Raw genomic sequence first — 23,273 nt, 5'->3', positions numbered from 1 at the left:
AACGCCCGATCACCTGAAGAAGTTTCCATGCAGAGTCGTTTCATCCAATGGTCCAGGACGTTTGCGAAGTGGCTGGCCGTGTTGATTGTTCTGGCGGGGGCGATTTACTGGCTGCGGTTTCGGCCGGTTCCGGTCCAAAGGGTTCCGGTTCGCAGCGGTCCGATCGTTTCGGAAATCATCGGGACCGGGACACTCGAAGCCCGCGTGTCGACAACGATCAGCCCCAAGATATCCGGCCGCATCACGGTGGTGTCGGCCGACCAGGGGGACGCGGTTGCCGAGGGCGATTTACTGGTCGAGCTGGACGCGGCCGAATTGCAGCAGCAAGTCGAAATCGCCGAAGCCAACGTGGCCGCCGCCCAAGCAGCCATCGTGCGACTGAGTGCGGACAAGGAACGGGCGACGGTGGTGCTGGACCAAACGCAACGAACCAGTCGACGGCTGGAAAGTTTGTTGGAACGATCGGCAACGTCGCAGGAGGAGTTTGAACGTGCCACCGAAGCGATGTCGGTTGCGGTCGCCGATGTGGCCCGCGCCGAAGCGGCGATAACCGAAGGACAAAAGGTTTTGTTGGCGGCGGAAAAGACGCTTCAATACCATCAGGCGCGGTTGCGGGACACGCGGATTCTCGCCCCCTTCAGCGGTCTGATTACGGCGCGACATCGCGAATCCGGTGACGTGGTGGTGCCCGGCAGCGGCATATTGACACTGATTTCCACCGACGTGCTCTGGATCAGCGCCTGGGTCGATGAAACGGAGATGTCGAGGGTCGCCAAAGACCAACCCGCCCGCATCGTGTTCCGTTCCCAACCCGAGCAATCGTATCCGGGGACCGTGGTTCGATTGGCCAACGAATCCGATCGAGAAACGCGTGAGTTTGTGGTCGACGTGCAAGCCAACGCAATGCCGGATCAGTGGGCCGTTGGGCAGCGCGCCGAAGTGTATTTGGAAACCGGCAGAAAGCCTTCCGCGATTCAGATCGATGCCGCATCATTAGTGCGTACAGACGACGGTCACGCCGTGTTCGTCAACGACGCCGGAGTGGCGCGGCTGCGACCGGTGACGCTCGGATTGCGCGGAAGTGATAGCGTCGAAGTCATCTTGGGGCTTTCCGCAACGGACCAGGTGGTCATGCCACGTCATGGCAGCGCGGCATTGGTCGACGGACGTCACGTGAGCGTGGACGAATCATGAACCTGGCCTTGAAGGACATCCGCTACAGCTTTGGACGATTTGCGTTGACCACCCTCGGCGTGGGCATGTTGTTGATGGTGGTGATGGGGATGGGAGGGATCTACCGTGGCGTCATCGAAGACGCGACGTTGTTGATCGATCGCGTCGATGCCGATTTGTGGATCGTCCAACGCGACACCCGTGGCCCGTTCGCCGAAGTTTCGCGGGTGCCGCCCAGTCTGGTGCATCGTGCGACGGCGGTGCCCGGCGTCGCTTCGGCCCGCGAGTTTGTCTACCACACCATTCAACGAGAGCGGAACGGTAAACCCCTACGGATCGCGGTGATGGGATTGAGTTGGCCGACCGACAAGGGGGAATGGATCGCGCTGACCGGCGGCCGAGTGCTGCGTCAAAACCACTTTGAAATGATCGCCAATGAATCGCTGGGGCTGCCGGTCGGACATCGCATCCAACTGGGGCAGGAAACCTACACGGTCGTCGGCACGACCAATAACATGATCGGCAGCAGCGGCGACGGCATGGCGTTTGTCACCGTCCGCGATGCCCAGGCGATTCAATTTGACGTGCCCGGCGAAGCGGTCCGTCTGGAACGGGCCGCCCGGGAAGCCCGCGGTCGCCGCTTTGATCTGGTCGCACAACAACCGATGTTGCTGGCCAACGCGCAACGCCCGGGAAGCGAATTGCCCGCCGTCGCCCGTCCCGGGCTGAGTGCCGTGATGGTTTCGCTCAAGCCCGACGCGGACGCCGACGTCGTCGCCGACATCATCGGCGGTTGGGGCGACGTCTCGGTGTACACCTCCGATGGGCAACGCGAGTTGTTGCTCAAGGGGACGGTCGAAAAGATCAAACGCCAAATCGGACTGTTCCGTGTGCTGTTGACCGTCATCGCAGCCATCATCATGGCGCTGATCCTGTACACGATGACGCTGGACAAGATCCATTCGATCGCGCTGTTGAAATTAATCGGTGCCCCCAACACCGTGATTTTGGGTTTGATTCTGCAGCAAGCGTTGTTGTTGGGTGCGTTCGGGTTTGCGATCGCCTACCTGGTCGGGCAAAAGGTGTTTCCGATGTTTCCCCGACGCGTCCTGGTGACGCAACCCGACTTGATACAGCTTGCCGCTATCGTGCTGGGAATCTCGATCTTGTCCAGCGTGCTGGGGATTTGGAAAGCGCTGCGGATCTCGCCCAACGAGGCCCTGTCATGAGCGATGCCGGGGAAACGTTGGCCATCGAAACCGACCGGCTGACCAAGATCTACGGCAGCGGCAATACCGAAGTCGTCGCAATGCGCGACGTTTCGATGCAGGTGCATCGCGGCGAAGTGGTGGCGTTGTTGGGGCCGAGTGGTTCTGGCAAGTCGACGTTTCTGACCGCCGTCGGCCTGATCAACCCGCCGACGGCGGGACGCGTGTTGATCGGCGGCAAGTTGGTGGTCGAAGGCGACGTCCCGCACACCAATCTGCGATCGTTTCGCCGCCGACACCTCGGATTTGTGTTTCAAAAATCGAACTTGATCCCGTTTTTGTCCGCCCGCGAAAATGTGCAGATCGCGATGCAGCTCAACGGCGACACGCCCAAATCGGCCCGCACCCGCGCGCAGGAGTTGCTCGACTATCTCGGCGTCGGCGATCGGGGCGAGAACTTGCCGTCGATGCTTTCCGGCGGCCAACAACAGCGCGTCGCCGTGGCCCGCGCGCTGGCAAACCACCCCAGCGTGATTCTGGCCGACGAGCCCACCGCGGCGCTGGACAGCCACCGCGGCCGACAAGTGATGGAACTGTTCGCCAAGGTCGCCCACGAACAGCAAGCCGCCGTCATCGTCGTCACCCACGACCATCGATCCCTGGACGTCTTCGACACCCGGTATGAAATGGAAGACGGCTTGATGCGGTTGGCTGAGTCCTGAAACATCTCAACCCAGACGTCCCCATCTTTTGACCAGTCCATTTTTTGACCAGTCCATTTTCGGCGACTCGATGGACGCAACCTTTGCGTCCGCGGAACGAGTAAACTGCTGGATCACTCGATTCACGACAAGGAGTTGCCATGAGTTTGAATTCGCTTTCTCGTCGCCGCTGGATGCAATCAGCGGGTGCTTCGGCGGTCATTGCTGCAACCGGTTCAATGCCCCGCCGAACCTTCGCCGCAGACCCGTTGCCGAACGTCCACGAGATCGGTTCGCGACGCGAGCTGTTTGTCGACGAAGCCTTGATCGAAACGCGCGACGATGTCGACTTGGTGATGCATCGGCCGCGTGACGAAGGTCAGGTGCTGGCGTTTGACAAGCCATGGGAAGGCGGTTTTAGTGCTTATGCGACCGTGATTCGCGACGGCGACCGCTTGCGACTGTACTATCGTGGTCTCGGCGTCGCCGGCCAGGATGGCAACCGTGCCGAGACGACTTGCTACGCGGAGTCGACCGACGGCATCGAGTGGACCAAGCCGAATTTGGGACTGTTCGAAGTCCAGGGGACGCGCGAGAACAACGTGGTGTTGGCCGACGCCGCGCCGGTCACGCATAATTTCTGCCCGATGTTGGACACGCGCGAAGGCGTCCCGGCGGAGGAGCGTTTCAAAGCACTCGGCGGGACCGTCAAAAGCGGTCTGATCGCCTGGGTTTCCGCCGACGGAACGCGTTGGCGTAAGCTGCGCGAACAACCCGTGATCCCCAGTGACCAGGTTGCCTATCCCCATTTCTTCGACTCTCAAAACCTGGCGTTCTGGTCGCAGGCGGAACAACAGTACGTCTGCTATTTCCGCGTCTTCCAGGACAAGATTCGTCGCATCGCGCGGGCGGTCAGCGACGATTTCGTCCAGTGGTCGGCGCCGGTGCTGATGGGGTATCGACATCGCGGCGGCGAGGCACCGATCGAGCACTTGTACACGAACCAAACGCATCCGTATTTTCGCGCCCCGCATTTGTATGTCTCCATCGCCGCCCGTTTCATGCCGGGCAGACAGGTGTTGACCGACGAGCAAGCTCAGGCGATCCACGTCAATCCGCGTTACTTCAAGGACACGTCCGATGCGATCCTGATGACCTCACGGCCGGGAAGCGACGTTTACGACCGCACCTTCCTGAGCAGCTTCGTGCGACCGGGGATCGGGGCTCACAACTGGGTGTCGCGAACGAACTACCCGGCATTGAACGTCGTGCAAACCGGGCCGACGGAGATGTCGATGTATCTGAACCAGGACTACGCGCAACCGACGGCCCATCTGCGCCGCTATTCGATGCGGCTGGACGGGTTCGCGTCGGCCCAAGCCGATTATCACGGCGGGGAACTGGTCACCAAGCCGCTGGCGTTTAGCGGATCGCAGTTGGCGCTCAACTTTGCCACCTCCGCCGCCGGCGGCATTCGCGTGGAGATCCAAGACGCTTCCGGAACGCCGATCCCCGGCTTCACGCTCGCCGAATCTCGCGAGCAGATCGGCAACGAAATCCAACGCGTGGTTTCCTGGAAATCCGGCCCCGACGTGTCCCCTCTCGCCGGCCGCCCTGTCCGCCTCCGCTTTGTCATGAAGGACGCCGATCTATACGCCTTCCAGTTCCGTGACGGCTTCACCCGCTGATTCAGGCTGGATGATGGAACTCAACCTGCGACCGCTGTCCTTGTGTCTGTCCCTAGTGCTCGCGTTTTGCAACGGATGCGACCGCTCGGCCACAGAAGTGGGCCGCGAGGGTGTCGATCCAGACTCGCAGGTTTTGGGGGCTGATTTGGACAATGCGCGTCGATTGATCGCGACCAAGCAATTCGATGCCGCTCGCGAAGTGATCCGGCGGTATCTGCAACAGCACCCCGACGATCCCCAAGCCCTGGAAATGGCCGGTGATGGTGCGATCCAGGCAAGCGATGCGGCCGCCGCGATCGGGTTCTATGAGGCGGCAGCCAGAGCAACAAGGGAAGTGCAAGAGGGCAAACCGACGAAGGAGTTGTGGTTCAAATGGGCGGGGGCGACGATCACCGCGGAACGCCCCTTCGAGACGATTGCGGTTTTGCGTGAGGCAGTCCAAGACTATCCCGAGGCATTGGAGATCCGACAGAACCTGGCCAGTTTTCTTGCCCGCGTCGGCTTGCAAGACGAAGCCGCCGAGCAGTTTCAATGGCTGGTCCAACACAAGCACGGCAGCCAGGCCATCCTACTGATCTTGGCCGACCTGACACGTCCGCAGACTCACGACGAGACGTGCAAATCGGCACTGCGTCGCAACCCCGAAGACCTTCGCCCGGTGTTTTCGTTGGCTCAACACGACGCCGCCGAGTCCGATTGGAATGCAGTTGAACAAACGCTCGCGGCGGTCGTCAGGCAGCACCCCGATTTCTCCCCGGCCGTCGCCCTGTATGGTCGGGCATTGGTGGAACAGAACAAGACCGTTGCGGTGGAACAATGGAGCCAATCGTTGCCCGGGGACATCGAGACTTACTCGCAATACTGGATGGCGGCGGGTAACTGGGCGTCACGTCACGGATCGGTCGACCAAGCGGCGCGCGCCTATTGGTCGGCGGTGAGAGTGAACGAGAACGATCTCGAGGCGCTTCAGGGGCTGGCCAGTGCGTTGACCCAATTGGGACGCACCGAGCAGGCGGAACGTGTCGCCCGCCGCGGCGAAAAAATTGCCGCACTGCGGAGTCATCTGGCAACGCTGAGCAGCTGGGACCTTGATTCCCAATCCACCGTCGTCGATCTCGCGCTGACGCTGGAACAACTGGGGCGACGGTGGGAGGCGACGAATTGGTTGATGATCGGGGCGACGATGAAACAGCATCCCGATCCCGAGTTCGAGAAGACCTTCCGCGCGATCCGCGATCGGTTGACCGGTTCGACGCCGTGGCAATTGCCCGAGCAAACGGTGTCGGCGAACGTCGACCTGTCTTCTTTTCCGGCGATGGTTTGGCATCGCTCGGATCGGTCTCCCACGCCGCCGATGGAGGAACACTCGGACAGAAATCTGCGGTTTCGCGACGAAGCGGCAGCGCGATCGCTCGATCACGTTTGTGCCCTCGACAAGACCGGCGACGCCGAATCCGGTCTGATGATTTATCAATCCGGGGCGGGCGGGGCGGGCGTGGTGGATTTTGACCTGGATGGCTGGCCTGATACCTATTTGACGGTGATGGATGGGACGCCCCGTCGCGAGGATTCCGGGCCCAATCGGTTGTATCGAAACTTGGCAGGTGAGTATTCCGACGTCACGGACTTCTCGGCGCTGCTGGATCGTGGGTTTTCCCAAGGCGTCGCGGTCGGTGATTACAACGCCGACGGTTGGCCGGACGTCTTGGTTGCCAACATCGGAGAAAACCGTCTGTATCAAAACAACGGCGACGGGACGTTTCGTGATGTCACCGCGTCGTGTCGACTCAGCGGAAGTGGTTGGACGACGTCGGTCGCGATCGCCGATTTGAATGCAGATGGACACGCCGATCTTTACGAAGTCGGTTACTGCCGCGGCGAAGAACCGTTGCAATTGCCTTGTGTGGTCGAGTCGATCGGTGAAGCCAGATCGTGCAACCCGATGGCCTTTGATGCCGAACCCGACCGGATTTGGGTCGGCAATGGTGATGGGACGTTTGCCGACGCGACCGACTGGTTCGGGCCGCACGAACCAGGCCGCGGATTCGCCCTGGTGATTGGAGACTTCGATCGCCGTCCCGGTTTGGAAACCTATGTGGCCAACGACATGACGGCCAATCATTATTGGGCGAAATCGGACCAGACGCCCGCGTTCGGGCTGTCCGATCAAGCCGCCGTGCGTGGATTGGCGCTGAACCGTCGCTCCGTCGCCCAGGCCTCGATGGGCATCGCCGCGGCAGATGCCGACAACGACGGCGACATCGATTTTTTGTTGACGCATTTCGTCGATGATCACAATACGTTCTACCGGCAAGACAGCCCGGGCGTGTGGTCCGATGCGTCCCAAGCCGCCGGCTTTGCGGATTCCTCCAAACCGATGCTCGCTTACGGCATCCAGTGGATCGATGTCGACAATGACGGCATGTTGGAAGTGTTTATTGCCAACGGTGACATCGACGACTTTGAATTCGAAGGACGATCGTTTCGGCAACTTCCCCAGCTCTTGCAGCAGGCCAGGCGCGGCCGATGGAGCGAGAGGGATGCGGACTCGTTGGGTGACTATTTCATTCGGCCTCGACTGGCCCGGTCCGTTGCGACGCTCGACGCCGATCGTGATGGCCGCACCGACTTGATCGTCACACATCTATTCGATCCGGTGGCGCTGTTGATCAATCGATCCGAGACATCGGCCGAGCAGACGCGGTTCTTCTTGCGGGCCACCGCGACGCATCGCGACGCGATCGGCGCACGGGTCCGGTTCACCGCGAACGACCGAACCATTGAACAATCATTGCTAACCGGAAACGGGTTCCAGTGCGCCAACGAAGCGTGCATCGTGGTGGCGGTGCCGGGCGTCGAAACATTGGAAGACGTCAACGTGACGTGGCCCGACGGGAGCAACGAATCGCTCGGCGACTTGACCGGCGGACGGGATTACTTGGTTTCCCAACACCTTGGCATTTGGCCGCTGTAGAATTGAAACATTTAGCGGCTTCGAGCCGGTCAACTGCCATGACGCATTTTGTTGTCACGACGACGCATTTTTACATCACTTCACTCGGCTGTATCCAGTCAGCTAGAAACGATGGAAACCGGGCGATCTTGTTCGAGTTTCGTTTTTATTTCTTTCTATCTCTTTAACAGTCAAGGTGCTCCTATGGTAATGCCCAGACAGAAACAGAGGGCGGGCTTCACGTTGGTGGAGCTGCTCGTGGTGATCGCGATTATCGGAATCCTCGTGGGACTCTTGCTTCCCGCGGTCCAGGCTGCTCGTGAAGCAGCCCGACGGATGAGTTGCAGTAACAATTTCAAACAGCTTGGGATTGGCATCCACAACTATCACTCGGCCTACAAACAGTTGCCGACACACGGCTCGGGAACCCAACCGGGGACGCCGGCGCCTTGGTTCCGCACCTCGGACTATGGGAATCGTCACCGCTTGAGCATGCTGGTTCCGATTCTGCCGTTCATCGAGCAACAGGCGTTGTGGAATGAAATCAGCAACCCGAATTCGAAGCGAACCGACGGCAACACCAGTGCGGCGGTGGGCACACCGACCAATCCATGGCCGGCGATGGGGCCGACCCCCGAGAAGATTCAGTACATTCCCTGGACGACCGAGGTTCCGACGTACCGTTGCCCGAGCGATCCCGGGGTTGGACTTCCGGCCCTGGGGCGGACGAACTACGCCGCCTGCTTGGGAGATTCCTCGTGGCTGCTCCACCTCGCCAATCGCAACAACAACCGAACCCAGGTGACCAACGGACGGAGCCGACAATCAAACGCCGCCCACCGCGGGTTCTTCAAGCCGCTGCAGGAAGCAAAATTCCGCGATTGCCTGGACGGTCTGTCCAACACCATCGCGATGGGAGAAATCATCACCTATCTGGGCGACAATGATATCCGTGGTCAGGTGACCGAATCGGCCCGAAACCGCAGTGCGCCCGGGGTCTCCCTGGCGAACCTTCGCGACAACCCGTCGATTTGCCAGCCATTGATCGACCCGGACAGGCCCCGGTTTTGGGATCCCCAGTACAACATGATCTCTCGTGCTCTGTTTGCCCGTGGCTATCGCTGGGCTGACCAAGGGCCGTTCTTTACCGGTTGCTTGACGATTCTGTCTCCCAATCGCGAGCTTTGCGGACCGTACAACACGCTCGGCACGACCCTGATTGCGACGATGTCCAGCCGCCACCAAGGCGGATGTCACGTGTTGATGGGCGACGGAGCGGTTAAGTTCATCACCGATTCCATCGAAGCCGGTGACCAGACGGCCGGCAGTGTTTGGCTCAACGGGACCGGCGGCCAGCTTCCCGGTTCGCAAAGTCCCTACGGGCTCTGGGGCGCGTTGGGCACGCGTGCCAGCAACGAAACCATCGACGAAGAGATCTAACGCACTCCGTATGGCTTATGCCGCTCGATTGTCCCAGCGGGCAGGACCAACGGGAACGCCGTGAGCATTTTTTAGCGGTATTGGGCTTGCGCCCTGCCGCTAACACCTCGTCAAACGCAGGGAATCAATGCTTCACAGCGCTGCCCAAAGGGGCAATCGGGCCGTAGTCATTTTATGTTTGTCGATCGATTGATTGTGCGGGTCCATCGCCCGCGTCTTCCCTACATCAGGTCCCTTCAATGAAAACCCAATTGTCGTCCTGCTTGGTTCTCGTGCTTTTGGTCGCCGCCGTTGTCGGTTGTGGCGACAGCCGTCCCCAGACGTCCACCGAAGGAGCCGACGCGCAAGCCATCGCGGAATACGAAGCGGCGGTGGCGGCAGCCGAGGGAGACATGGCGACCAGCTCGGACGCTTCCGAAGGCGACCAATAGCCGCCCGGTACCAATCGCTTCGCAGGGCCTCCCATGGGGCCTCCCATGGGGCCTCCCATGGGGCCGCCCATGGGGCCGCCCATGGGGCCGCCCATGGGGTCGCGTGGGATGTAGAATAACCGAGTGAATTGCAGCGCACGGATTTCTTCCCTTCCCCACACTCGGAAACCCTGATGAACAAAGCCGGCTTCCATGTTCGCGCCAAAGGAGCCGCGAAGGAAGCTGCTGCGGCGCGAAAGAAGAAGGCCGCCGAGTCCACCGAGGAGTAAGGCGTCGGATCTGCTCTGCATGCCACCTGGTTCCGATCAGACAAACCGCTGACGTGGAAAGGAAGCCAGACAATGCGGGGCAGAATGATCTTGCGGACTCGTTCCCAAGCTGTGCCTGGGAACGAGTCGCGATGAAATGTGTGGCAGGCTTCGAGGGGACACCCGAAGCCTTGCCGATCACGTTCAAGCGTAAATCGTCTCGAAGTCTTCCGAAGCCAGGACGGCATCGAAGGCGTTGGCGTAGAAGCCGGTGCCGTTGACGTCCAGCGTGTCGTGGTTGCTGCCACCGTCCAGATGGGCATTGTCCGCATCGGATGCATCGATTCGCAGCGTGTCGTTTCCGCTGCGCAGCTCGACGTCCAGGTTGTCGACGTCGATTCCGAACAAGCTGACGTAGTCGTTGTGCCGTCCGCTGTCGATGTTCAGGCTTCGGGCGTCGGTGTACGAGGCGACGAAGGTATCGGCACCATCACCCATGTTCGCGCTCAATCGGTCGCCGACATCGACGTTACGCATCCACCAGTAATCGTTGCCGTCATCGGTGGAGTGGTCGATCAAGTCGATGTCGTCCAGAACATTGACATCCAGCATCGTGATCCGGTCATTGCCACGCCCGGTTTCGATCCTTAGATCGCTGTGCGAATGGTGCTGCATGTTGACGTCGCGAATGACGACTTGGTCGTCACCGTTGCCGAGCTTGATGGTCAGATCGTCGAGCGTTCTCCAAGAGCCCCCGGTGAACAGCTTGGTCGGAATGTTGACTTGCGATGAGCTTCCGTTGATCGTCGTCGGCGCGCCGCCTTGAGTCAAACCGGTGATTCGCAGCGTGTCATTGATCTGTCGCACTTCGACGCCGTTGGCGGCCCCGTCGCCGGTCAGTTCGACATCGATTCGGCTACCGGAGATATCGATATCCACGGTGACGTCACCGGCCATCATTTTGCGGGTTTCCAGATTCTGAAGTCCGAGCCGTCGTTTTTTTGATGCTTGGTTTTTGGAACGAGCCATCGAAGTTTCTCCCGAAACAAAGTGTGTGCCGAGAATCTACGTTTGGCGTTGATCGGAACACCCGACCACCCTCCTCGACACCGATCCAAGCGAAGGTGTCGTGGAGATGTTTCCGAGAAAAATTGAAAATCGTCGTGGCAAGTCAACGTAGGGCATGCTGTGCATGCCACTCGTTTCTACTGGTTCGCCTCGTGCATTTGCACGATGTCCAAATGCACTTCACGCATCGGCAACCAGAAATCTTTCTTATGCTTCGGGTCGTTCGAGCGAACGATATTCAAGCTCACTTGCAGCCTCTTGAGCGTCGTATCGAATTGACTCTTCGTGCACTCTAGCTGCGCGATCGCTTGTTTGCGAAGTGCCCCGGTGTAATTGGGTTCCAAGCGGATGAACTCACAAACCTGTTGTGACAACGAATCCAACTCGCCGACCGGCCGTGCAGACCTTTTGTTCGAGAATAAATTGAAACGCTTGTTCGAAGGTCTTAATCATGTCAGATGTGGCTCAGCCAAGTGCCCGCTCGAACAGCTCGAGCATGCGTCCCCAGGCTTTTTCTGCTTGTTCGGGGTTGTGGACGCGGGTGTCCGGTGGGCACCAACCGTGCCCTGCCGGGTACACCTCGATCTCGGCAGCCAGGTTCGCGTCGGCGAACGATTGCTTCAGCACGTTCTTGGCCTCGGGGTCGCGTTGGTCGTCGTTCTCGGCGATTGCGATCAAGAACTGCGCCTTCATTTGCGGGATCAGCAGATGGGGGCTGTCCGGACTGTCGGTGACCAGCCCGCCGCCGTGAAAGGTGCCGCCGGCGCCGACGCGGTCGGGTACGGCCGCGGCGGTACGCATCACGATCGGTCCGCCCATGCAGTAACCGGTGGTGCCGATCTTTTTGGTCGTGTCCACTTCTGACTGCGCGTCCAGCCACGCGACAAACGCCTTGGCATCGGTCGTATGTGTGGTGGCATTCAGCGACTGCGCGAGCGGTCTCACGTCCGAAATCGACGTGCTCGCACCGTTGGCTGCCGTGGGGGCTTTCTGGGTGCGATAGAACGGATTGACGACCAACACGCTATAGCCCGATTCGGCGAGACGGTTGGCCATTTGGCGAAACGCCGGACGGAGTCCAAAGATGTCGGGCCAGATGAGCACGGCGGCGTGCTTGCCCGTCGACGGGGCGACGAAGTACGCGTCGCACTCGCCATCGGGTGTCGTGATCGTCACGTCGCGGTCCTGTACCTCCGCGGCGTTCGCCGCGCGGGGCAGCATCATCGCCGCCCCGACGCCGGCGGCCAGCGTGCCGATGTCTCGGCGGGAGTATTTTTTGAGATCTTCTTCAAAGTGATCTTGGTCGCACATGGAGTGCCTCAATGGTTGATGGTCGATGGAGAGAACCCGAATCGCAGAACAGTGTAGCGGGCGCCGTCTCCGTCGTCCGCCAGCCAGGCTCTATCGTCGGGCGCATTGCGGAAACGACGCAAGCCCCTACGGCGTCTGCGTCTCGGCCCCGCTGTGACGGCAGGATGCATCTGAACAGGTGGAGTGTTTTCGCAACCATTTTTCTCGTTTTCAGGTCACGATTCAATCGTGGCCACGATAACAGGGAAAGCGCGTCTGCGCGAAAGGGGCTTCCACAAACGTCCACGTTCTGTCCCGGGTGAGGTGAAAGATGAGTCGCACGATTTCACAAGAGGTTGCCAAAGAAACACCCTGGTATCGGATCGAGGTGGACGCGTTTTCGGTGTACCCGAAAGTGATCCTGGTCAGCCGCTGGTACTACCGCTGGCTGCTCGGGCCGGGAGTGACAACGCCGTGGGTGGAACGTGAGAAGAAGTTCTATCACGACGTGTTCAATCTGTTGTTGGCCGATGCGTTCCGCAACACACGCATTCGGATGACCGCGACCGATCGGGGGTTCACGACCACACTCGGCGTGGACTTCAGCATCGGTCGTGGACTGCAGAAACATCGGCACTGGACCGTCTTGCTCCGCAAAGTTCATCCGACCAGCGAGTCCTTTACCTATCAGAGCAAGGTGATGCCGCATAGCTCGACCATCCACTTGGATACCGCCGACATCAAGGACTATCAGCCGACGAATGTGGCGGGAAAAACAGGAATCCACAACGCGATTCCCCACGAGTTTTTGCACGCGATCGGGTACCACCATGACGAATCGCACGCAGCCAGCCCGTACCTGGCCGACACCAACAGCATCATGAATGTGGGAAAACAAATCCGTGAGCGGCACTTGCGCCATGTGCTCGCCGATCTCGAAGACATGGTGCCCGACGCCCGGTTTTCACTCGCCTGATGGGCAACGCTGGGAAACATTATTTAGCGGTAGGGCGCGAGCCCTCCGGTGTTTCGGGAACGATGCGGGACCGGAGGGCTTGCGCCCTGCCGCTAACACCTCGTCAAACGCAAGGAATCAATGCTTCACAGCGTTGCCTGATGGGGATGAATCGAAAGTCTCGCGAGCACCCTACCAGTTTTCAAGCGACCCGACGGTGAATCGTTCGCCCACAGGAATTTCGCAACTTCCCGGCGTTGCCACGACGACCAAGCGAAGCTCGCCCGAGGCCGGAGCTTCGACTTCATACGCCACCATTTGCGTTCCGGGATTGGGCGAATCCCATTCATGCCGCGGTTGCTCCGTGTTGACGACCGTCCAACTCGCCCCGCGCGGCTCGACGATGGTCAGTTTCAGCCGTTGATCACGTTGGGTCAGCTGCAACGTCTGACCGGATCGTGATTCAATCTGGGCCGGCGTGATCATGCCCCAACGCACCCGACTGCCGGTCGCCAATCCGTCCAATTCATCTTGAATCACGACTTCACCTGAGGGCAGCAACGCCACGCCGCGACGAACCTTTTCGGCTTGGCCACGGTACACCGAACTCAAATCAGCGATGGAGTGTGGGAAATCAGGTTCACTTGAAAAGTCCGTGATCTCGGCATGTCCCTTCGCGACTTGCAGCTTTCCGTCGATGACCAGCGTGTTGTGCCCGGCGTTGCATTGGCGAAAGATCTTCCAGCGATCGGAATCCTGCGCCGCACTCCACAAGTTCATGCCCCGCGATTCAATGCCGTGGTAACCTTCGGCGCCCAGGTCGAGCGCCCAACGCACGCCGTCGGCGTCGAGCACAAACGAACCCGTGTCCATTTGCCCGTGCGGTGCCGAGGGCGAGCCGGCTTTCAGCCCTACGAATGTGGACCGTGGATCCGTCCACGAACTGCGATGCACCGCAACCGGGGTGCTGCTTTCACTTTGCCAATGCAACGGCATTCGGATCTCGGTTTCGTCCAATCGTTTTTCGTCACCGATCCAGAGCAACACCAGCGGCAGCAAACGGTTTCCGCCCGAACCGGCTTCGCGTGGGTCAAAGCCGGCGATCTCCGCCCGGACTCGTGCGTCTTCACCGAGCAACCAATCCGGACGCTGATAGCGACGTGCAAACCAATACAAGGCAGCTTGGGGTTTTCGGCCCGACCCGCCATCGGCATAGTTGAACGTTTCACCCGACGGCCCCGTGATCAGAGGCATGTATTGACCTGTTTCATCAAAGCCCGCCATCTGGCTCAAATCAAAATCGCTTCCCAAGACTCCGTCGAGCATCGCCAACAGCATGACATTGAAGTTGGTTCCGTAGGCCCAGTAACCCGGCCCTTCGGGATAGCTGCCATGGGGCGCGAACGCTTTCATCGACCGCGGCACGTTTTGAATCGCATGGTGCACCGTCTGTGCCGCCAACTCCGGTTCGTCTTCCAGGATCGCGAGCGCACCGGCGGTCATTCCACAATGGCAAACTTGTCCCCAATTGTTCGTGGCGCGGACCCATTTATTGTGTTTGGTGGTAAACGGCAGCGACACTCCCTTATCTTTGATTACTTGGCGAATGGTTTGCCGGCTGGCATCGTCCAGTGCGTCGAACATCCAGTCGTATCCGATCGCCATGCCCAGTGTCATCTCAGCCACATCCAGATAGTGACTTGGGTTCCAATCCGAAAACTCCGCGATCGCCAGCATCTCCTGTTTGCCGCGTTCGACGTATTTCACTTCGCCGGTCAATTGGTACGCCATCGACAGATTCAGCATCCGTTCGATGCAGCGGCGCGATTGGCTCAGCAATCGTCGCCCCTGCTGTGCTCGCGTGATCGGCGGAACGTCGGCGAGCAGATCGGCATGGCGGATGACGGCGTTGGCAAGCACATCTCGCGTCGACGACGAATCACCCCGTGACGTCCGCAACGCATCAAGCTGTGCCGCATCGGCGATCAGCCGCGGGTGGGTTTTGGCAACCGCCGCTATGCGTGTTCGCAAGTCGTTGATGCTGACCGGGACCGATGTGTCCTGCGCGAAGCCTGGCGTCGCGACAAGTGCAAGCAAGAGCGGAAAGAGGATTCGGTGCATGGTCGGGGAAACTCGGTGCGGCAGGGTGTTGGAACGTGGACCCCATGGACGTGCGGTTCATCGCGATTTGCCCGGCCGATTATACGCCGTATCAACCCGGAGCTTCGTTTTCAGGACGCCTTCCGGATGCCGTAGCCGCGTAGGGCATGCTGTGCATGCCAGAAGGGCGTCAGGCACAGCCTGACCTACGCCGAATCTCTTGACGCGTCTGTTGATGGCGTGAGCCACAATCGATGGACCTGGGGAAAAGCCTTCAAGCTATTTCTTACCCAGGTGGATCAGCTTCTTGTTGACGAATTCGAGAATGCCCAAGTGGGACAGCTCCCGGCCGTAGCCGCTGTTTTTAATTCCGCCGAACGGCAGTTCCGCTTGTGATCGAGTGGGTTGGTTGACGAACACCATTCCGGTTTCGATCTGCTCGGCGACGCGGCGACCGCGTTGGACGTCGGCGGTGAAGACGCTGCCGCCGAGACCGTAGGAGGATTGATTGGCCAACTCGATCGCTGCGGCCTCGTCTTTGACGACGTACACGGTCGCGACCGGTCCGAACAACTCTTGATCAAACGTGGGCATGTCCGGTGTGACGTCGGTCAGCAGCGTGGGATTGAAGTAGGCGCCATCGCGGTCCGGCCGATCGCCTCCCAAGAGGACCGTGGCGCCGGCGTCGATGGATGCTTGGACTTGTTTTTGTAACTTCACCGCCGCCTCCTCGCTCGACAATGGAGCCAACGTGGTGGCTTCGTCCATCGGATCGCCCATCTTCAGCTCGGACAACTGTTCTTTGAATCCGGTCAAAAACCTATCGGCGACCGATTCGACGACGATGAACCGCTTGGACGCGACACACGATTGCCCGGCGTTGACCATGCGACCTTTGACGGCTTGGGGAATCACCTCATCCAAGTCCGCGTCTTCGAGCACGATGAAGGGGTCATTGCCGCCCAGTTCGAGCACGCTGCGTTTCAGGTTCTTGCCGGCCAGTGCCGCGACCGCCGCGCCGGCCGGTTCGCTGCCGGTCAATGAGATCCCCTGGACCCGCGCGTCGGAGACAATCCGTTCCACAAACTCCGACGGAATAAACAGGTTGGTGTACACGCCCCGTAACAATCCGCACCGAGAGAACAGTTCTTCAATCGTCTTGGCACACTGGGGAACGTTGCTGGCGTGTTTGACCAACACGGTGTTGCCGGCCATGATGTTCGGCGTTGCGAAGCGGACGACTTGATAGAAGGGGAAATTCCACGGCATCACGCCCATCACGACGCCCAGCGGTTCGTAATGGAGGTAGGCATCGACGCCTTCGACTTCCATCGGTTGGTCCGCCAAAAAACGTTCGGCGCCGTGGGCATAAAACTCCGCGATCTTGGCGCAGTATTCGATTTCGTACTGGCTCTCGGAAATCCGTTTTCCCATGTCCAGCGTGATCGTGCGGGCATACTCGTCGGCGTCGGCGCGGAGCAACTCGGCGAACCGCAGCAAACATCGTTTGCGGTCTGCAAAGCTCTTCCGACGCCAGTCCTGGTAGGCGGTGTCGGCGACGCTGATCGCGGTGATCACGTCGTCCTTGGTGAGCGGTGCGAATTCCTGGATCGTTTGGTTAGTCGCTGGATTGATGCTGGCAATGGTCATCGGTGGCGTGTTTGAAGAGCGGTGAGCGAAGCGGTCATCAGACCATCATGACGGTGAACGCGGATGGCTGCACGAATTCACCTGCGATCGTCGGAGTCTTTTTTTCTTTCTTTGCCGGCATCGTTGAACAACTGAATCTTGCGTTCGACAAGACCCAGCAATAACAAGGCGGCGATGGCGAGTCCGGTGACCGCCAACGCGAGCCCCAGACGGTCGACCGCAACGGCCACACCGATCCCGGCGGTCAGGTAGATCGTGGCAGCGGTCGTCAACCCCTCCACGCCCTCGCCTTTTTGATGCACGATCGTCCCCGCGCCAAGAAAACTGATGCCGACGACGATCGCTTGCAGAATCCGAATCGGGTCCGCCTTGAGCAGGGAGTCGGTTTCCTGCTGCTCAAATTGATTAACGATTTCTTGACCCAGAATCATCATCAGGGCCGATCCGGCGCAGACAAAAATGTGCGTGCGGATCCCGGCGGGTTTACCGGCGATTTCACGCTCGATCCCGAGCACCCCACCGCACGCGGCCGAGATCGCGATCGCTTGCAGGTTCGCTAAATCAACGGAGTCAAGCATGGTTTCAACTTTCAACAGGACTCGTCACCGTACCCACGACCGAAAAAGGTGGCGAGAAAAAGCACACTAGTTGGACTTGTTCTTGGTTAACTCATCGGGAGTCGGATCGCCAGGTTTTCGTTCCAAGGTCAGCAGCATGTTCTTGCTGCCTTTGGGCGACTGGAAGTCCTTCGGCCGATCGGCGCCGTTCAGTGCGTAGCACAACGTCCAACGATGATCGTTGTCGAATCGGATGATGCCCTCCGCGACCGCCGCGTCCGGTTTCGGTGGCGGGTCGATCTCGCTGGGTCTGGCCAGCTGTGGCACCGATGTCATCGTGATCTTCGCGGGCTTGGCGGACGAGTCGATGCGAAATACGGCGCGAAACCGCTGTTGGTCGTCACGATCATAGGTGACAATCCGATTGATCGAGATCGTGACATAGGTCCCCTCGACCTCCAATTCGCTCAGCTCGCGGCCCTGGTTGACCCCCGAGACAACTTCCCAGCGACCTTGCAGCTTTTCGATCAGCGTATCATTCGGCTTCTCGTGGGCCTGTTTCTCTTCGGCCTGTTTCTCTTCGGCCTGTTTCTCTTCGGCGGGCGCCGGCGCGACGGCGAACATGGAACTGCACACAATCGCCAGCACGGCGCACAATCGGTTGGTCATGGTTTGTCTCCAAGGCTGAAAATGGTTGGATCGTCGCGATCACAGAATGTCGTCAATCGTCAGGGGGCGTGGCTCCATCGGATGACGCAAGGCGTGCAATGCATGTTGCCCGCGTCGACTGCTACTGTTCCGTCTCAACTGGTTCGGTGTCATGGTCATGCGGTTCGGTGTCCAGGCTGGCATCCACTTTCTCCGCCGTTTCGTCGAGCACCTGTTTGGACTTCTCGACGATCACGGCGGTGTCTTGCCGAACTTTGTCGGTATCGACGCGCATCGTCGGATCACCCTCGGGTGAACTGAATTGAACCCAGCCGACCCAAGCCAGAACGAGCAGAAGGATTGCTATACCAATGATCGCGCGCATCACCTTTCTCCAAAAAACGATTGAGAGCTAAACGGACAGAAACTGACGGTTTGCAGTGACTGGAATGTCTGTCGTCAAAATGTCGGGCACTTGGACCCTGCAACGCATAGGTCCACGGTCACCGTGGCATCGCCAGTGGTTGCCCAGCGGTCAGACGGCCGGACCGCGGCGCCCCATGATCAGTCCGATGATGAACAACACCAGGAACACGACGAACAATATTTTTGCGATGGTGGCAGCGGTTCCGGCGAGGCCGCCGAATCCGAGGACGGCGGCGATCAATGCAATCACCAAAAAGGTTAGTGCCCAACTCAACATGTCAATCTCCAGGGTTTAAACAGGTTGTTTCAAAGCGGTGGACTTCACCACTTGCCGAGTGCCAACCGACCGACGCGATTGCCGTGCCAAATCAAATGTTTGCGTGAATCCAAAGCGAAAAGCCCGTAAATCACCGGGTTGGATCGGTTTGCCTGGATGCCGGGAACCCACCGTGGTCGAGAACCGAGCAAGGGCCGATCGTCAATGCACTCGAACGGATGTGAGCGGGTATGATGAAGAGATGAAGAGCGGTGTGAGGCGGAGTGGAGCCGTCGCGGGTGACTCGTTGTCGCAAACAACCTGTCACGGCATGGCGCACGATTTGCGACAATGCGCATCGTTTTGCCACCGTCGAGCAAGAAGGAAATTCAATGAACCAAGTCTCGAACCTGCAACGCGTGTTGGTCGGGGTGGGCGGCTCCGCCAACGGTCACGTGGCCGTGGATTTTTCGATTCAATTCGCCAGCCGCTACGGATGCCGATTGGTGGGCATCGACATTGTCGACGAAGACGACACGGAACTTGCGATCTATGGCGTCGCCGATGAGACGGCCGAGGCGGAGCGTCGACGGGAGATCCGGCAGCTGCGCGAACGGGCCCGGCAAAACCTGGACGCTTTCCAGCAGCGATGTCGCACTGCCGGGATCAGCGCGGAGTGTTGTGGGAAAAGCGGGGATGTGGCAGAGCAGATCGTGACGGAGGCCCAACGATCGGACCTGGTCATCCTGAGCCGCGATACGCCCTTGGAATCGGCAACGTCCGCCAACAGCACCTTGGGCAAGGTGCTCCGTCAGGCTCCGCGTCCGCTGATCACGGTGCCCCTGTCACTGCCTCAGCAAGACCATGTGCTGATTGCCTATGACGGCAGCCGGCCGGCCGGACAAGCGCTGTTGGCGTTCGTCACGTTGGGTCTGGGCGCGGGCAGAAAGGTCCACGTCGCGACCGCGGCGGCTTCAGTCGAATCGGCCCGGATGATCGCGCAGCCCGCCATTGATTTTCTACAGCTTCACGGCATTGACGGGCAGCTGCACGCGATCGAAGGGGAAACGAAGGTCGAACAGGCGTTGTTGAGTCTCGCCGCCGAGGTGGACGCGGGGCTGCTGGTCGCAGGATCGTGTGGCCATTCACGGATCCGCGAGGTGTTGCTCGGATCGTTCACCCAGACGTTGATCGAAGCGTCGCATCTGCCGCTGTTCTTGTTTCATTAAAACGGGGGAATCTCGTCCGCCCACCGGTAGCGGAAGCGGCGAAGACTCTTGATCTCTGTGCGACATAGCCGCGTGCGTATCCGCCCGCGCTCGCTGAGGCATCGCAACATTTCGTGACGCGTTGTCTCACGTCTTCGTTGCGACGCTCTGCAATTCGTTTCGCATGTAGATCTTTTTCCACCCCGACAGGCAACGCTGTGAAGCATTTTTTAGCGGTAGGGCGCGAGCCCTCCGGTGTTTCGGGAACGATGAGGGATCGGAGGGCTTGCGCCCTGCCGCTAACACCTCGTCAAACGCAGGGAATAAATGCTTCACAGCGTTGCCCGACAGGATTGGCTGGCGGCGTGAGATTCCCAGGCTTTTCCCGGCAAACTCTGGCAATCACCCGCATCAGGGATCGGCGTCGCGCCACACGCCAAGTTTTAACGGGGTCGGAACACGACGTGCGGTAGTGATGGACGGAGAAAAACCATTTGGGGGATCGACGTAACAGGTGTATCACGAAGAGGGACCAGCGGATGACGAAGTTGAGAGGTGGACTGACCATGGGCTTGGTGGTCATCGTCGTGGCGGCAGTTTGGCCGGCCGCGATTTGGACGGCACCGATCTGGGCGGCACCGGGTGCGAACGCCGGCGATTGGCCACAGTTCCGCGGGGCCAATGGGAACGGGGTGGCCGAGGGCGTTGACTATCCGTTGACATGGAGTCCGCAAGAAAACATCAAGTGGAAAGTCGATCTTCCCGACGCCGGAGCCGGCAGTCCGATCGTTTCGGGCGGACGTGTGTTCCTCACCAGCGCCACCGAGGACGGTCGCCAACGCAGTCTGCTTTGCGTCGACCGCAGCGACGGAAAGCTGCTCTGGACGCGGACGGTCGAGTTTGGTGAAGACATCACGCATTCAAAGAACCCGTTCGGCAGCACGACGCCCGCCTCCGATGGCGAGCACGTCGTTGTCTGGCATGGTTCGGCGGGATTGCACGCCTATGACTTTGCCGGAAAGCCGCTTTGGTCGCGCGATCTGGGCGAGTTCAAACACATCTGGGGTTATGGCTCGTCGCCGATCATTTACAAGGACAAGGTCCTGCTGCAAACGGGCCCGGGAGAACGCGTTTTTTTGACCGCGATTGACTTGGCCAGCGGCAAGACCCTGTGGGAAACCGACGAAGCCTACAGCGGCGACAAGAGCCCCGACGACGTCGGGTCATGGAGTACGCCGGTGGTCGCCCAAGTCGATGGCCGACCGCAGGTGATCTGTGCCATGAGCACGCGAGTGAACGCCTACGATCTCGATAGCGGCGATCTGATGTGGTGGTGCGACGGATTGAACGGTTCGCGTTACGACGTGGTCAGCTCTTCACCGCTGATCGGTGAGGGCATCGGTTTCGCCATGGCCGACCTGCGCGGTCCGGCGATGGGTTTCAAGCTGGGCGGCACCGGCAACGTCACCGCATCGAATCGGCTGTGGCACGTCGAGAAACGGAACCCGAGCAGCGTCGGCACGGGCGTCTTGGTCGACGGTCACATCTTTCGACCCAACTCCGGTCCCGGCACGCTGGAATGTTTGAATGCCGAAACGGGCGAGAGTACGTGGAAGAGTCGAGCGAAGGATCATTGGGCGTCGATGGTGCTGGCCGGTGGGCACTTGTACGCGCTCAGCCAACGCGGCTCGACGATCGTTTTGAAGCCCAACCCGCAAGAGTACGAAGAGGTTGCCAGCAACGACTTGGGCGGCGTGACCAACGCGACGCCTGCGTTCTCGGAGGGACAAATCTTTATCCGCACGGAAGAGCATCTGTATTGCATCGGCAAGTGAGTTCGTTGAGTTTGTCTAGGTAGTTCCTGTGAAAGTCCACGCCCCCGAAGCGATTCTCCCCACGCTGACCGCGACGGTCGGAGTCGTGTTGCTGGCGTTCTGGTTGGCGACCGGGCCGCCGAGCGATCTGGAACCGCGGACTTCGGGACGCGACGGCACGATCGACCGGTCCGGCCAGACGGCTCGCCCCGAGCCGGGACAGCCGATCGCCGGGCCTGGAACCGCGTCGGAAATTCCCGGCCAGTGGCCAGGATTCCTCGGTCCGGGCCGCGATTCGATTGCAACCGGCGGCCCACCGTTGGCACGCTCCTGGCCCGCCGAAGGTCCCCCCGTGCTCTGGTCGATCGACGTCGCCGAGGGTTACGCCGGCGCCGCGATCAGCGACGGGCGAGTCTACGTGTTGGATTACGACGAGGAAGCCGAAGCGGACACGCTGCGTTGCTTGTCTCTCGACGACGGCCGCGAAATCTGGCGCAACAGCTATCCCGTGGTCGTCGCGTTTCATCACGGCATGACACGAACGGTGCCGACCATCGTCGGTGACTACGTGATCACGATGGGACCTCGTTGTCATCTGGCGTGTTGGGATGCGGCGACCGGAAAATCGCATTGGTTAATCGATCTGGAACGCGATCATGGAACCCGAGTGCCGGAATGGTATACCGGCCAATGCCCGTTGGTGGATCAAGACCGTTTGATCGTTGCCCCTTGTGGCGACGCGATGTTGATGGCGATTGATTACCGGACGGGCGACGTGATTTGGCAGTCACCGAATCCTAAGGGCTGGAACATGACGCATGTTTCTATCGTTCCGATGGAGTTGCAGGGACGTCGGACGTATGTCTACTGCGCCAGCGGCGGCGTCGCCGGCGTTGCGGCCGACGACGGAACACTGCTTTGGGAAACGACCGCCTGGAAAGAAATCAATGCCACCAGTCCGTCACCGGTGGTGTTACCCGATGATCGTCTTTTCCTGTCCCGAGGCTATGGATCGGGAGCATTGATGTTGCAACTGGTCAAGACCGACAGCGGGATCGAGGCCCAGAGCCTGTTTGAACTGACGCCCAAACAGTTCAGTTCCGAACAACAGACACCGATCTACCGCGACGGCCATCTGTTCGGCATTCGAAAGGTCGGCGCAAAAACGATGGTCTGTTTGGACCTCGATGGCAATGAGGTTTGGGACAGCGGCGGCGATCGGTTCGGACTCGGTCCCTACCTGTTCGCCGACGACCTGCTGCTGATCTTGGACGACGACGCAACGCTGACGGCCGCCGAGGCGACTCCGTCCGGCTACAAACGACTGGCCCGGCACAAGGTGCTACCCGGCGGCCATGATGCCTGGGGCCCGATGGCGATGGTCGCGGGCCGATTGATCCTCCGCGACATGACACGACTGGTTTGCCTGGATCTGCGAGCGAATTGATGGCGATGAAAA

20 protein-coding genes are annotated in these 23,273 nt (G+C 59.9%); 11 read left to right on the top strand and 9 right to left on the bottom strand.

The features are described from left to right. Positions 1–27 precede the first annotated feature (27 nt). The 7 genes from TBK1r_RS15080 (at position 28) to TBK1r_RS15050 (ending at position 9,594) form a co-directional block, all read left to right on the top strand. A complete protein-coding gene (locus tag TBK1r_RS15080) occupies positions 28–1,194 on the top strand; it encodes an efflux RND transporter periplasmic adaptor subunit (protein ID WP_145212093.1) in 1,167 nt (388 codons plus the stop codon). Next, positions 1,191–2,402: an ABC transporter permease gene (locus TBK1r_RS15075; protein ID WP_145212090.1), complete on the top strand. Its 1,212-nt coding sequence runs from the start codon at positions 1,191–1,193 to the stop codon at positions 2,400–2,402. The genes TBK1r_RS15080 and TBK1r_RS15075 overlap by 4 nt, the downstream gene beginning before the upstream one ends. Then, positions 2,399–3,103, top strand: coding sequence for an ABC transporter ATP-binding protein (locus TBK1r_RS15070; protein WP_145212088.1), 705 nt, complete (start codon positions 2,399–2,401; stop codon positions 3,101–3,103). Before TBK1r_RS15075 ends, TBK1r_RS15070 begins: the two co-directional genes overlap by 4 nt. A gap of 140 nt (positions 3,104–3,243) precedes the next feature. Continuing rightward, entirely contained in the window at positions 3,244–4,770 is a 1,527-nt protein-coding gene (locus tag TBK1r_RS15065; RefSeq protein WP_419581367.1) for a hypothetical protein, read from the top strand. Then, positions 4,751–7,744: an FG-GAP-like repeat-containing protein gene (locus TBK1r_RS15060; RefSeq protein WP_145212086.1), complete on the top strand. Its 2,994-nt coding sequence runs from the start codon at positions 4,751–4,753 to the stop codon at positions 7,742–7,744. Before TBK1r_RS15065 ends, TBK1r_RS15060 begins: the two co-directional genes overlap by 20 nt. Before the next feature lie 189 nt (positions 7,745–7,933). Continuing rightward, on the top strand, positions 7,934–9,163 hold the full coding sequence (locus TBK1r_RS15055; protein WP_145222638.1) for a DUF1559 family PulG-like putative transporter: 1,230 nt from the start codon (positions 7,934–7,936) through the stop codon (positions 9,161–9,163). A 239-nt stretch (positions 9,164–9,402) separates the two neighbouring features. After that, positions 9,403–9,594 carry a hypothetical protein gene (locus tag TBK1r_RS15050; RefSeq protein ID WP_145212084.1) on the top strand — a complete coding sequence of 64 codons (192 nt, stop codon included), beginning with the start codon at positions 9,403–9,405 and terminating at the stop codon, positions 9,592–9,594. Between the two features lie 452 nt (positions 9,595–10,046). Here the strand turns inward: TBK1r_RS15050 and TBK1r_RS15045 are convergent, their stop codons facing one another. From TBK1r_RS15045 to TBK1r_RS15035, 3 genes are all read right to left on the bottom strand, one after another. Next, complete coding sequence (locus TBK1r_RS15045; protein ID WP_145212082.1) at positions 10,047–10,871, bottom strand: hypothetical protein; 825 nt, start codon at positions 10,869–10,871, stop codon at positions 10,047–10,049. Positions 10,872–11,047: 176 nt separating this feature from the next. After that, entirely contained in the window at positions 11,048–11,284 is a 237-nt protein-coding gene (locus tag TBK1r_RS15040; RefSeq protein WP_419581366.1) for a hypothetical protein, read from the bottom strand. A gap of 91 nt (positions 11,285–11,375) precedes the next feature. Further along, positions 11,376–12,221: a dienelactone hydrolase family protein gene (locus TBK1r_RS15035; RefSeq protein ID WP_145212079.1), complete on the bottom strand. Its 846-nt coding sequence runs from the start codon at positions 12,219–12,221 to the stop codon at positions 11,376–11,378. 310 nt (positions 12,222–12,531) lie between these two features. Here TBK1r_RS15035 and TBK1r_RS15030 point away from each other — a divergent pair, with 310 nt between their 5' ends. Beyond that, positions 12,532–13,176, top strand: coding sequence for a hypothetical protein (locus TBK1r_RS15030; RefSeq protein WP_145212076.1), 645 nt, complete (start codon positions 12,532–12,534; stop codon positions 13,174–13,176). 171 nt (positions 13,177–13,347) lie between these two features. Here the strand turns inward: TBK1r_RS15030 and TBK1r_RS15025 are convergent, their stop codons facing one another. From TBK1r_RS15025 to TBK1r_RS15000, 6 genes are all read right to left on the bottom strand, one after another. Beyond that, complete coding sequence (locus TBK1r_RS15025; RefSeq protein ID WP_145212073.1) at positions 13,348–15,276, bottom strand: heparinase II/III domain-containing protein; 1,929 nt, start codon at positions 15,274–15,276, stop codon at positions 13,348–13,350. Between the two features lie 258 nt (positions 15,277–15,534). After that, complete coding sequence (locus TBK1r_RS15020; RefSeq protein ID WP_145212071.1) at positions 15,535–16,905, bottom strand: NAD-dependent succinate-semialdehyde dehydrogenase; 1,371 nt, start codon at positions 16,903–16,905, stop codon at positions 15,535–15,537. A gap of 77 nt (positions 16,906–16,982) precedes the next feature. Then, positions 16,983–17,483: an MgtC/SapB family protein gene (locus TBK1r_RS15015; RefSeq protein ID WP_145212068.1), complete on the bottom strand. Its 501-nt coding sequence runs from the start codon at positions 17,481–17,483 to the stop codon at positions 16,983–16,985. A 66-nt stretch (positions 17,484–17,549) separates the two neighbouring features. Further along, positions 17,550–18,131, bottom strand: coding sequence for a TIGR03067 domain-containing protein (locus TBK1r_RS15010; protein WP_145212064.1), 582 nt, complete (start codon positions 18,129–18,131; stop codon positions 17,550–17,552). Positions 18,132–18,252: 121 nt separating this feature from the next. Next, positions 18,253–18,495, bottom strand: a complete 243-nt coding sequence (locus tag TBK1r_RS15005) for a hypothetical protein (RefSeq protein ID WP_419581365.1) — start codon at positions 18,493–18,495, stop codon at positions 18,253–18,255. A 150-nt stretch (positions 18,496–18,645) separates the two neighbouring features. Further along, entirely contained in the window at positions 18,646–18,813 is a 168-nt protein-coding gene (locus tag TBK1r_RS15000) for a DUF1328 domain-containing protein (RefSeq protein WP_145212061.1), read from the bottom strand. Positions 18,814–19,184: 371 nt separating this feature from the next. Here TBK1r_RS15000 and TBK1r_RS14995 point away from each other — a divergent pair, with 371 nt between their 5' ends. From TBK1r_RS14995 to TBK1r_RS14985, 3 genes are all read left to right on the top strand, one after another. Further along, positions 19,185–20,021 carry a universal stress protein gene (locus tag TBK1r_RS14995; protein ID WP_145212058.1) on the top strand — a complete coding sequence of 279 codons (837 nt, stop codon included), beginning with the start codon at positions 19,185–19,187 and terminating at the stop codon, positions 20,019–20,021. Between the two features lie 518 nt (positions 20,022–20,539). Next, entirely contained in the window at positions 20,540–21,835 is a 1,296-nt protein-coding gene (locus TBK1r_RS14990) for an outer membrane protein assembly factor BamB family protein (RefSeq protein ID WP_145212055.1), read from the top strand. A 28-nt stretch (positions 21,836–21,863) separates the two neighbouring features. Next, complete coding sequence (locus TBK1r_RS14985; RefSeq protein WP_145212052.1) at positions 21,864–23,261, top strand: outer membrane protein assembly factor BamB family protein; 1,398 nt, start codon at positions 21,864–21,866, stop codon at positions 23,259–23,261. Positions 23,262–23,273 lie beyond the last annotated feature (12 nt).

The sequence above is a fragment of the Stieleria magnilauensis genome, assembly GCA_007753675.1.
GTDB classification, from domain to species: domain Bacteria; phylum Planctomycetota; class Planctomycetia; order Pirellulales; family Pirellulaceae; genus Stieleria; species Stieleria magnilauensis.
Note: the sequence above shows the minus strand (reverse complement) of the source record. Positions and strands in the feature narration are given on the sequence as shown.

Coding starts and splice junctions, on each gene's coding strand:
- TBK1r_RS15080 (WP_145212093.1), top strand. CDS start 28: ATGCAGAGTCGTTTCATCCAATGGTCCAGGACGTTTGCGAAGTGGCTG.
- TBK1r_RS15075 (WP_145212090.1), top strand. CDS start 1,191: ATGAACCTGGCCTTGAAGGACATCCGCTACAGCTTTGGACGATTTGCG.
- TBK1r_RS15070 (WP_145212088.1), top strand. CDS start 2,399: ATGAGCGATGCCGGGGAAACGTTGGCCATCGAAACCGACCGGCTGACC.
- TBK1r_RS15065 (WP_419581367.1), top strand. CDS start 3,244: ATGAGTTTGAATTCGCTTTCTCGTCGCCGCTGGATGCAATCAGCGGGT.
- TBK1r_RS15055 (WP_145222638.1), top strand. CDS start 7,934: ATGCCCAGACAGAAACAGAGGGCGGGCTTCACGTTGGTGGAGCTGCTC.
- TBK1r_RS15050 (WP_145212084.1), top strand. CDS start 9,403: ATGAAAACCCAATTGTCGTCCTGCTTGGTTCTCGTGCTTTTGGTCGCC.
- TBK1r_RS15045 (WP_145212082.1), bottom strand. CDS start 10,871: ATGGCTCGTTCCAAAAACCAAGCATCAAAAAAACGACGGCTCGGACTT.
- TBK1r_RS15035 (WP_145212079.1), bottom strand. CDS start 12,221: ATGTGCGACCAAGATCACTTTGAAGAAGATCTCAAAAAATACTCCCGC.
- TBK1r_RS15030 (WP_145212076.1), top strand. CDS start 12,532: ATGAGTCGCACGATTTCACAAGAGGTTGCCAAAGAAACACCCTGGTAT.
- TBK1r_RS15025 (WP_145212073.1), bottom strand. CDS start 15,276: ATGCACCGAATCCTCTTTCCGCTCTTGCTTGCACTTGTCGCGACGCCA.
- TBK1r_RS15020 (WP_145212071.1), bottom strand. CDS start 16,905: ATGACCATTGCCAGCATCAATCCAGCGACTAACCAAACGATCCAGGAA.
- TBK1r_RS15015 (WP_145212068.1), bottom strand. CDS start 17,483: ATGCTTGACTCCGTTGATTTAGCGAACCTGCAAGCGATCGCGATCTCG.
- TBK1r_RS15010 (WP_145212064.1), bottom strand. CDS start 18,131: ATGACCAACCGATTGTGCGCCGTGCTGGCGATTGTGTGCAGTTCCATG.
- TBK1r_RS15005 (WP_419581365.1), bottom strand. CDS start 18,495: ATGCGCGCGATCATTGGTATAGCAATCCTTCTGCTCGTTCTGGCTTGG.
- TBK1r_RS15000 (WP_145212061.1), bottom strand. CDS start 18,813: ATGTTGAGTTGGGCACTAACCTTTTTGGTGATTGCATTGATCGCCGCC.
- TBK1r_RS14995 (WP_145212058.1), top strand. CDS start 19,185: ATGAACCAAGTCTCGAACCTGCAACGCGTGTTGGTCGGGGTGGGCGGC.
- TBK1r_RS14990 (WP_145212055.1), top strand. CDS start 20,540: ATGACGAAGTTGAGAGGTGGACTGACCATGGGCTTGGTGGTCATCGTC.